This is a genomic window from bacterium, from assembly GCA_021372615.1.
GTDB lineage: Bacteria > Armatimonadota > Zipacnadia > Zipacnadales > UBA11051 > JAJFUB01.
In genome coordinates, this window is record JAJFUB010000109.1 from 71,865 (window position 1) to 81,192 (window position 9,328).

9 protein-coding genes are annotated in these 9,328 nt (G+C 68.5%); 3 read left to right on the top strand and 6 right to left on the bottom strand.

Going from position 1 to position 9,328, the window contains the following annotated elements; genetic code table 11:
• Nucleotides 1–8: 8 nt before the first annotated feature.
• Nucleotides 9–344, bottom strand: coding sequence for a cupin domain-containing protein (locus LLH23_16340; GenBank protein MCE5240031.1), 336 nt, complete (start codon nucleotides 342–344; stop codon nucleotides 9–11).
• Nucleotides 345–421: 77 nt separating this feature from the next.
• On the bottom strand, nucleotides 422–1,558 hold the full coding sequence (locus LLH23_16345; protein MCE5240032.1) for an iron-containing alcohol dehydrogenase: 1,137 nt from the start codon (nucleotides 1,556–1,558) through the stop codon (nucleotides 422–424).
• A gap of 123 nt (nucleotides 1,559–1,681) precedes the next feature.
• Between LLH23_16345 and LLH23_16350 the strand changes: the two genes are divergently transcribed.
• On the top strand, nucleotides 1,682–2,296 hold the full coding sequence (locus LLH23_16350) for a hypothetical protein (GenBank protein MCE5240033.1): 615 nt from the start codon (nucleotides 1,682–1,684) through the stop codon (nucleotides 2,294–2,296).
• A 32-nt stretch (nucleotides 2,297–2,328) separates the two neighbouring features.
• Entirely contained in the window at nucleotides 2,329–3,516 is a 1,188-nt protein-coding gene (locus tag LLH23_16355) for a Gfo/Idh/MocA family oxidoreductase (GenBank protein MCE5240034.1), read from the top strand.
• A gap of 135 nt (nucleotides 3,517–3,651) precedes the next feature.
• On the opposite strand, the gene LLH23_16360 is transcribed toward LLH23_16355, so the two are convergent.
• The 4 genes from LLH23_16360 to LLH23_16375 form a co-directional block, all read right to left on the bottom strand.
• Nucleotides 3,652–5,322, bottom strand: a complete 1,671-nt coding sequence (locus tag LLH23_16360; GenBank protein MCE5240035.1) for a tetratricopeptide repeat protein — start codon at nucleotides 5,320–5,322, stop codon at nucleotides 3,652–3,654.
• A gap of 32 nt (nucleotides 5,323–5,354) precedes the next feature.
• Entirely contained in the window at nucleotides 5,355–6,179 is an 825-nt protein-coding gene (locus LLH23_16365; GenBank protein MCE5240036.1) for a glycosyltransferase family protein, read from the bottom strand.
• Complete coding sequence (locus LLH23_16370; GenBank protein MCE5240037.1) at nucleotides 6,176–6,952, bottom strand: TatD family hydrolase; 777 nt, start codon at nucleotides 6,950–6,952, stop codon at nucleotides 6,176–6,178. The genes LLH23_16365 and LLH23_16370 overlap by 4 nt, the downstream gene beginning before the upstream one ends.
• 92 nt (nucleotides 6,953–7,044) lie before the next feature.
• A complete protein-coding gene (locus LLH23_16375) occupies nucleotides 7,045–7,722 on the bottom strand; it encodes a DUF1559 domain-containing protein (protein ID MCE5240038.1) in 678 nt (225 codons plus the stop codon).
• 182 nt (nucleotides 7,723–7,904) lie between these two features.
• On the opposite strand from LLH23_16375, the gene LLH23_16380 reads away from it, so the two are divergent.
• Nucleotides 7,905–9,242: a sulfatase-like hydrolase/transferase gene (locus LLH23_16380; GenBank protein ID MCE5240039.1), complete on the top strand. Its 1,338-nt coding sequence runs from the start codon at nucleotides 7,905–7,907 to the stop codon at nucleotides 9,240–9,242.
• The last annotated feature ends 86 nt before the right edge of the window (nucleotides 9,243–9,328 follow it).

Here is a 9,328-nt window from a genome sequence, read left to right on the forward strand (position 1 = left end):
CCACGCGCCTACATATCCACTTTGTCCGACGGGATGTACGGGCACTTGATGAAGATCAGCCGCAGGTCACACTCGCCGGTGTTGGCGATGTTGTGGCACTCCGGCGCCTCGACCCGCACCACGTCGCCGGGCTTGACCGCGACGGTCTGCTCGTTCACGATCATCTCGCCACTGCCCTCGAGGAAGTAGAAGTGCTCCTCGACGTGGTTGTGGCAGTGGCGGCCGAGTTCCTGCCCCGGCTTGAAGACGATCACACCCCACTCGAACTGCGGCCCACGGAAGATGTACTTGGGGCCGTGATCGCCATGCCGGAACTCCCGTTCGCTCTCGTTGACAAGCTCCATATCGCCGGACCTCCCGTGTGTCGCGTAGGTGGGTGCGTCCTCGCACCCACAGCCTGCGGGTTCGGGGACGAATCTGCCTACGCGCCAAGTAGCGTCTCCAACACCTCGCGTACGCCCTCGTCCGTCAGCGGGCGTGGGTTGAACCTGCTGGACCCGGCCGAGACGACAACCGGCACAAGCCGCTCGAACGCGCTCTCCGTCAGGCCCGCTTCGCGCCACGACCCACAGGCCCCCAGGTCGGCGGCCAGTTGCCCGAACCAGGCGACGAAGGCCTCGGCTGTCGGCTCCAGGCCGATGCGGCCGGCCAGGTGGGCATAGCGTTCGCGCGCCGCCTCCATGTTGAAGCGCATCACGGTGGGCATGAGCCAGCCGCACACGCGACCGTGCGGGAGATGGCACATGACGCCCAGGGGATGGGCCAGGCCGTGCACGAGGCCCAGCCGGGCGCTCGCCAGCGCCAGGCCCGCCAGCAGGCTCCCCAGGGCCATGTCCTCGCGCGCGGCCAGGTCTGAGCCGTCCTCCACTGCGCGGCGCAGCGAGCCGGCCAGGCGCACCGTCCCCTCCTCGGCATACATGTCGCTGACGAGGTTCACGCCCGTGGAGGTATGGGACTCGATCGCCTGCACGAGCGCATCCAGACCCGAGAAGGCGGTCTGCTGCGCGGGGAGACCGAGGGTGAGTTCCGGATCCACGATCGCCACACGGGGCATGAGCGCCAGGCCGCGAATGCTGGCCTTGTGCAGCGTATCGGGGTCGCTGAGGACCGAGTTCGGTGTCACCTCGGCGCCCGTACCGGAGGTCGTCGGGAGGGCGATGACCGGCACGGCGGAGCCGGTGATCTCGTGGCCGCCGGTGAAGTAATGCTCGACGCCCCGCTCATGCAGCGCCAGCGCCCCGATGGCCTTGCCCACGTCCATGGCGCTGCCGCCCCCGACCGCCACCACGACATCAGCACCATGCGCGCGCAGTGCCTCTCGGCCCGCATCCACGGTCTGCAGCGAAGGCTCGGGCTCGACCGCGTCGAAGACCGCGACCTGGAGCCCCGCGCCTGCGAGGATCCCCCGGAAGTCATCCACCAGCCCCCGGCGGGCGGCGCCCCGTCCCGTAACGAGCAGCGCGCGCTGCCCCAGGGCTGCGGCCAGTCGCCCGGCCTGCTTGCGGGAGCCGGAACCGAAGACGACCTCATTGGCGGAACGAAGCGCGAAACCAGCCATGTCATCACCTGCCCAAAGTGCTCCTAGAGATTGCCCATCGCCCCCCCGGACCCCTTCCTCAGGCAGGAACGCGGGCGCGCCCTGGTGAACAGTAGGGGCACTCTGGCAATGTGAGGTCACGATATGGCGTCCGGTCCTGCCACTACAGCCTGTCCCTCGTCGCCCCTGGTGTGGCTGGTACAGGCGCCGCCGCCCCCGCCGCCGACACCGTACGTGCCCCCGACCGGCTATGCCGGCGGGCCTCCGAGCGTTCCCCCGCAGGGACCCAGGCGGGGCTTCCCGTGGCTGTGGGTGCTGCTGGGGTGTGGGTGTCTCCTCCTCATCCTGATCGCCGGCGCGGTCGTCGGCGGGTTCTTCTACTTCAGCCACCGCACCGAGGGACCGCAGCCGGTCCTGCAGGAGGAGACGACCAAGCCCGTCCCCGAAGAGCCTGCGACGACCTCGGAGGGCGCCACGGACGAGGAGAAGCCCGGCAGCGAGAGCGGGTCCGAGGTCAAGGGCGATGACTCCGGCGCCGAGGAGACTACGCCCGCGACTGAGCAGCCATCTCGGGAGAAGGCCGTCGCCAAGGCCCTAAGCCGCTGCGACAAGGGCTGGGTCACCAAGGTGATGAAACACAGTGACGACTGGACCACCGCGACGATTGCGGTGGGGCCGCCCGCTTCGGAGTGGGTCGGGGAGTTTGACCTGAAGTGGAACGGCAGCGACTATGACATCGTCGCCGAGCGCGGCGAGTAGGGCGGGCTGTCACCCGCACTGGAGGAGCAGACATGGATCAGGTGCGTGTGGGCGTGATCGGCAGCGGGGCCTTCGCCCGCTCCGAGCACTTCCCCAACTGCGTGAAGAACCCCCGCGTGGACCTCGTCACCGCGTGCAGCCGCTCGGAAGACAAGCGCATGGGCGCCGTGCGCGACTTTGGGGCGCGGAAGGCCGAGGCGGACGCGGCGAAGGTCTTCGCCGACCCGGAGATTGACCTCATCATCCTCTCGGTGCCCCACGACGTGCATTTCGAGATGGTCATCGGCGCCCTGGAGGCCGGTAAGCACGTGCTGTGCGAGAAGCCGATGGCCATGACGATGGAGGAGTCCTACGAGATCGTGCGGGCCGTCAAGCGCGCCGGCACGAAGCTGTGCGTGGACTACAACCGCCGCTTCAGCCCCTCGATGCAGCACATGAAGGCGCAGTACATGGCCCACCGCGCCAGTCCGGGGGTGTCCGACGGCCAGTTCGTCGAGGACGCTAAGCGCCCGCCGCTGCCTGAAGAAGAAGCCTCCATGCTGATGATCCGCATCAACGACGAGAGCAGCACCTACCGGCCGGTGCATCTGGACTGGCACACCGGCGGGGGACAGATCATCGGCGAGACGTGCCACTGGCTCGACCTGGCGTGCTGGCTGCTGGAGGAGACGCCCACGCGCGTCTATGCGACCGGCTCGGCGCGCCTGTCGCACATCGTCTCCCTGGACTTCGCCCCGCCCGTCCCCGGCGCGCAGGGCCATCGCGCCTGCATCATGTTCAGCCCCGTGGGCACCTTCGAGTACCCCAAGGAGCTGTTCGAGCTGATGGACCATGCGGCGCTCTTCCGCAACCTGTGCTTCGTGGAGACCGAGACGTACGGGGCGGCGGGGTTCGAGCGCAAGACCTTCCCGTTGCAGTTCGACGACTGCCCCGAGGTGGGGGAGGAGGGCGGCCTGAGCGGCTACATCGCCAAGTTGCAGCGGCGGGCGCAGGTCCACGCCGAGAGCGGCAAGACCGTCTGGCCGGACCTATTCCCCGACAAGGGGCACTATCAGTTGCTCGACGCCTTCGTGGACGCGATCATCAGAGACAAGCCCTCGCCGATAGACGAGCGCGCCGGGGCGCAGGCCACGTACCTGAGCCTCCGGGCCATCGAGTCGATCCGCACCGGAATGCCGCTGCCGGTCAACCTCGAGGAATACCGGATGTTCGTGAACTAGCGTCGGGGCCTGGGGAGTGGACCTCACAGACCAGTAGCGCGGGCGGCCTCGCCCGCGCTCGACGGGGACGGGCAGGCGAGGCCGCCTGCCCTACGGCAGAGGGTGGTGCCCTCCGGGGCGCGATGGATCGCGCCGCTACGGGCCGCCCCCCAGCACGGACTGTGCCTCGTCGTCGCGGCCCAGCGCCCTTAGCGCTCTGGCCAGCTCAGCGCGCGCCGCCGGGTTCTGCGGGTCAGCCGCGACGGCAGTCTGCAGGTGTTCCAGGGCCGTCGGGTAGTCGTGGGCCTGCAGCGCGATCATGCCCAGCATCAGGTGAGCCTTCGGATCGCCGGGGCGCACCTGCAGGCCGCGCTCCAGGGCGTCGCGTGCCTCCTGCGGCTGCCCCATCCGCAGCAGCACCATCCCCAGGTTCACCAGCGCATCGGCATCCGTCGGCTGCAGTTCTATCGCAGCGCGGAACTCCCTGGCCGCCAGCGGCAGCCTGCCCGCCAGCAGGTACACCGCGCCGAGGTTGTTGTGGGCCAGGTAGCTGCGCGGATTGACCTCCAGCGTGTGCCGCCAGAAGGTGTCGTTGGTCTGCCACGTCATCGTCTGCAGGCCGCTCTGCGCCGCCAGCAGGGCCAGCAGCACCAGCACCGGCAGCCGGCCGTAGAACCCCCTCAGGTGCAGCGCCAGTCCGGCCAGCGCTAGCGCCGGACCGCACATTGCCAGGTAGGCATAGTGGTCGGCGGGGGTGGAGTACTGCTGGAAGTCGAACGGCAACAGCCCCAGCACGGGCAGTAGCGCGAATCCGAACCACAGGAGCCCCGGCAGCGCCCAGCGCGAGCGCCGGCGGAGAACCACCGCGAGAACCAGCAGCGCCGCCGGGGCCAACCACGTCGCGTAACCCCACCAGTGGCCGATCACGGCCTGCGGCGTGCGACCATAGTCCGCCGCCAGCTTCAGGGGCCACACGAGCTTGGCCAGGTAGAACGCCAGCGCGTCCCCGGCCACGAACAGGCGCAGCCACAGGGGGAGCGTGAGCAGCGGCGAGGGGGGCTGCACGGCCCGCGTCAGGAACGCGTGAACCGCCGCCAGCGCCAGCCACGGGACGACCCGGACGAGCACGCGCCGCGGCGGCGTCCGGAGCAGCAGCCAGTCCACCGCCAGGGCCACCAGGGGCACAGCCACCAGATTGGGCTTCGACAGGACCGCCAGGACGAAGGCGAGGGTGGCAAGGGCGTAGGTAGCCGCCCCGCTGCTGGTCCACGGCGGGCTAGAGGAGGGCGAGGTGTCGGCGCAGCCGACAGGGACCCCGCCGACCGGCGTCCCTCCCGTTCTGGCACGTACGTACAGCAGCAACGCCAGCAGTCCGAAGCAGCCCCCCAGCAGGTCCTTCAGCTCCGACCCCCAGGCCACCGCCTCGACCTGCAGCGGATGGAGCCCGAACAGCATCGCGCCCACTCCGGCGGCCCAGGGGCTCCGCGTGAGCATCAGCAACAGCAGGTAGGCGAGGGCGATGGTCGCCAGGTGCACGACCAGGTTGGCGACGTGGTAGACGGCCGGCGGGACGGCCCACAGGCCATTCGCGGCGGTCGCACCGCCGGCGCGGGCGAGCAGCCACCAGGCCGTGTACGTCACCGGGGCGTACAGATGGGCGTACGGGCCGGTCCAGACGGCCCGCAGCGACGCAGCGGTCGGCGGCTGCAGGTTGGGGTTCTGGTAGAAGAAGACGTCGTCATCCCACGACAGGAAGTCGTGGCCGGCCACCTGCGCGAACACCAGCGCCGAGAGCGCGAGCACCAGGAGAAGGGGGAGGTAGCGCATGACACCAGACCGTGGGAGAGCGAAGAGGGTAGCTACGCCTCGGCCGCCCGAGCCTGTTCGTAGTAGTCCTCACGCGCGCTCAACGGCAGCGTCACCTTCGGGACCTGGGCTGTGATGTCCTGGCCCGTCTTGTACTTCTGCACGGTCCGCGAGTTGCGGTCGCGCAGGGCCGCGTCGCTGTCCAGCAGGCGGCACACATCCAGCAGGTCCGGTGGCAGGTCCGGCGTGTGGGGAAGACGATCGAACAGCTCGCGCACCACCGCGAGGTCATCCTGGTCATCCACACACAGGCGGTACTGCGGGCGCTGCAGCGCTTCGGGCGCCAGGACGGACAGGACGCTGAAGCGCGGGTAGTGGCGACGCAGGGCCGGGGTGGCGTGCTCGTGGTCCGTGCACAGGTCAGCGACCGCCACACTGGCGGCCAGAGCCTCAGTGGTGAAGACCTCGCTCTGCACCCCGAGCGGATAGACATCGGCGATGCAGTTGGAGGCGTAGTCCACGCCCGCCGCCTGCTGCTGCGCGATGACGAAGTCGCTGGCCCACGGGCACCACAGGGGTGAGTCCCCCGAAATGCGCACGATGACATCGGCCGCGAAGTGGCGCGCGCACTGCAGGAAGCGGTCCAGCACGTCGTCCTCACTGCCTCGGAACGCCTCCACACCATATTCGCGGGCGTGAGCCTCCACCTGGTCGTCATCGGGGCTGACGGTGGTGGCCACCACGACCTGGTCCACAAGCTGGCTGGCCTTCACCGCCAGGATCGTCCAGCCCAGGAGCGTATGCTCAGCGATGGGAACGGTGGGCTTGTTGGGCAGGCGGGTGGCGCCCATGCGGGCCTGGATGATGGCTGCGATCAAAGTGGCTCTCCCGTCAGGCCGAAGGCCTGTTGTGCGTTCCGCGTCGTGTGTGCGAGCACGTCCTCAAGGCTCATCCCGCGCTCGTGTGCCAGGACCTCCGCCACGCACCGCACGTACGCGGGCTCGTTGCGCTGGCCGCGGTACGGCTGGGGCGGGAGCCAGGGGCAGTCGGTCTCGATGAGCAGCTGCGCCAGCGGGGCCTCAGCGGCCACCTGCCGCAGGGCGAACGCCTTCGGATAGGTCAGCGTTCCCGCCAGCCCCAGAAAGAAGCCTCGCTCCAGGCATTGCCGCGCGAACTCCATCCCCCCCGCGAAGCAGTGCATGACGATAGTCTGCCCCGGATCGCGGCATTCGTCAAGCACCCGCAGGCAATCCTCCTGCGCTTCCCGGCAGTGCACGATCAGCGGCAGCGCCAGCTCCTGCGCCAGACCGATGAACGCCGCGAAGGCCTGCCGCTGTAGCGATGGCGGCGACAGGTTGCGGTAGTAGTCCAGTCCCGTCTCGCCGAGAGCTACCACGCGCTCGTGGCGGGCCAACTCGCGGAGCTGGTCCAGCACCTCGGGCGTCACGTCGTCGGCATCGTGCGGGTGTACGCCCACTGCGCACCAGATATCGGGCTCTGCCTCGGCCAGCTTGAGCGCCTCCCGGCTGGAGGGCAGGTCATAGCCGACGACGACGCAGCCCCGCAGGCCGGCCTGGCGCGCGCGCCCCAGCACCTCCGGGAGGTCGTCTGCGAAGCGAGGATCATTGAGGTGGGCGTGGGAGTCGAACATGGGTCAGGAGCGCGAGGCGCAGCGCAGGGCCATGATAACACAAAAGCGCCCGGACGGCGAATGCCGCCCGGGCGTCCGGGAACCTCGTGAGCCTACTGGTAGCGAACCAGACTTAGTGCGTTGGCCCTGAACCACTTCGCATGGCCATCCACCATCCCGACGTTCATCCCCTCGTTGTGGCGGCAGGCGTCCCGCAAGCGTGATTGCGTGTGGTCCAGCATCCCGGTGGTGGTGTTCAGGTAGATGTAGGGCCGGCGAGCACCCTCGCAGATCAGGACTGTCTCGGACGGGAACTGTATCTGCGCCTGAGTCCAGTTGTTCTGCCACAGCATGTAGTTGAACATGTAGCTCAGCTGCTGGGTTGGGTAGGTGCCCGGCAGGTAGTCTGACCCGAAGGTATGGGTATCGATGGGCGGGTTGGCGTTGCTTAGGCAGTCTCGGGTGCTGTCACTGGGGCACAAGAAGATCTGCACGTTCTTGACATAGGCCATGCACGGATCGACGTAGCCGCCATGCGGCCAGTTGGGCCACCCGGCGCACCCGCTCACGGCATCGCCCCAGCCGGCGCTATCGCCGCGTGGAAAGCGTTCATCGAAGTCCTGGCTGTACTGCAGGAGGGCCAGAGCCATCTGCTTGACATTGCTCAGACAGCTCGACTGCCGGGCTTTCTCCCGGGCCTTGGCGAAGACGGGGAAGAGGATTGCGGCGAGGATCGCGATGATCGCGATGACAACCAACAACTCGATAAGCGTGAACCCACGTTTGGCCATGTGTAAGCACACCTCCGATGATGGTCTGCGCTCTCCTGCGCTTGCCTCCATGTTATGGGAATGCTATGCCCCTGTCAAACAGTTGTGTAGCGAAGCCACATTTCCAACGGTTGCAGGGATCATGGCTCGGCGTGCTCAAGCATACCCGACAGCTCGTCACCTCAGTGCACCCGGAGCCCAGGATGCCCTCGTGCCCCAACATCGTCTTCTTCTTCTCCGATCAGCAGCGGTGGGACACTTGTGGCTGCTATGGCCAGAGACTGCCCCTCACGCCGAACGTGGACCGCGTCGCGGGGGAGGGGGTCCGGTTCGAGTCCGCCTTCACCTGCCAACCGGTGTGCGGGCCCGCCCGGGCCTGCCTGCAGACCGGCAGGTACGCCACCGAGTTGGGCTGCTTCACCAACAACCGCGCCCTGCCGCTGGATCAGCCCACGGTCGCCGGCTACCTGGCCGCGGCCGGGTACGAGACGGCGTACATCGGCAAGTGGCACCTGGCCTCCGACGCCGAGCACAACTTCCGCGAGCAACCGGTACCGGTGGAGCGACGCGGCGGCTACCGCGACTTCTGGCTGGCCTCCGATGTCCTGGAGTTCACCTCACACCCCTTCGAGGGCCACGTCTTCGACGGGGAGGGGCGGCAGCGGGACTTCACGGGCTATCGGGTGGACCGGCTGACCGACTGGACGCTGGAGTACCTGTCCGGCCGCGACCGCACGCGCCCCCTGTTCCTGTTCATCTCCCACATTGAGCCCCACCACCAGAACGACATGCACCGCTTCGTCGGGCCGGAGGGGTCGGCGGAGCGCTTCGCCGACTACGATGTGCCCGGCGATCTGGTTGGCACCGAGGGCGACTGGCGCGAGAACTTCCCCGACTATCTGGGCGCATGCTGGAGCCTGGACCACAACTTCGGCCGCATCGAGCGCCTGCTGTCCGAGCAGGGCTTGCTGGACGACACGCTGCTCATCTACACCAGCGACCACGGCTGCCATTTCTGCACCCGCAATAGCGAGTACAAGCGCTGCTGCCATGACGGCTGCCTGCGCATCCCGCTGGTGCTGCGCGGGCCCGGCTTCACAGGGGGGCAGGTCCGGCCGGAACTGGCCAGCCTGATAGACCTGCCGGCGACCATCCTGACCGCGGCGGGGGTGCCGGTGCCGGACACCATGGCTGGGCGGCCGCTGCAGGAGGCCGTTGCGTGGGCGGGTGCGTCCCCGCACCCGCAGTGGCCGCAGGAAGTCTTCGCGCAGATCAGCGAGTCACAGGTGGGGCGGTGCATACGGACGGAGCGCTGGAAGTACTCGGTGGTGGCCCCGGGCAGAAAGGGCTGGAGCGATCCCGGCAGCGACGTGTACGTCGAGGAGTTCCTCTACGACTTGCCGGCCGACCCGCACGAGAAGCACAACCTCGTGGTCGATCCGGCGTATGCGAAGGTCCGGGCGGAACTGGCGGAGCGTCTGATGCGGCGGATGGTCGAGGCAGGGGAGAGGGAACCGGAGATACGGCCGACTATCGCTTGAGGAACACCGGATGTCGGTAGGGCGTAGGAGCGGTCACCGACCGCGACCATCACCGACGGCGGTCGCGGTCGGTGACCGCTCCTACA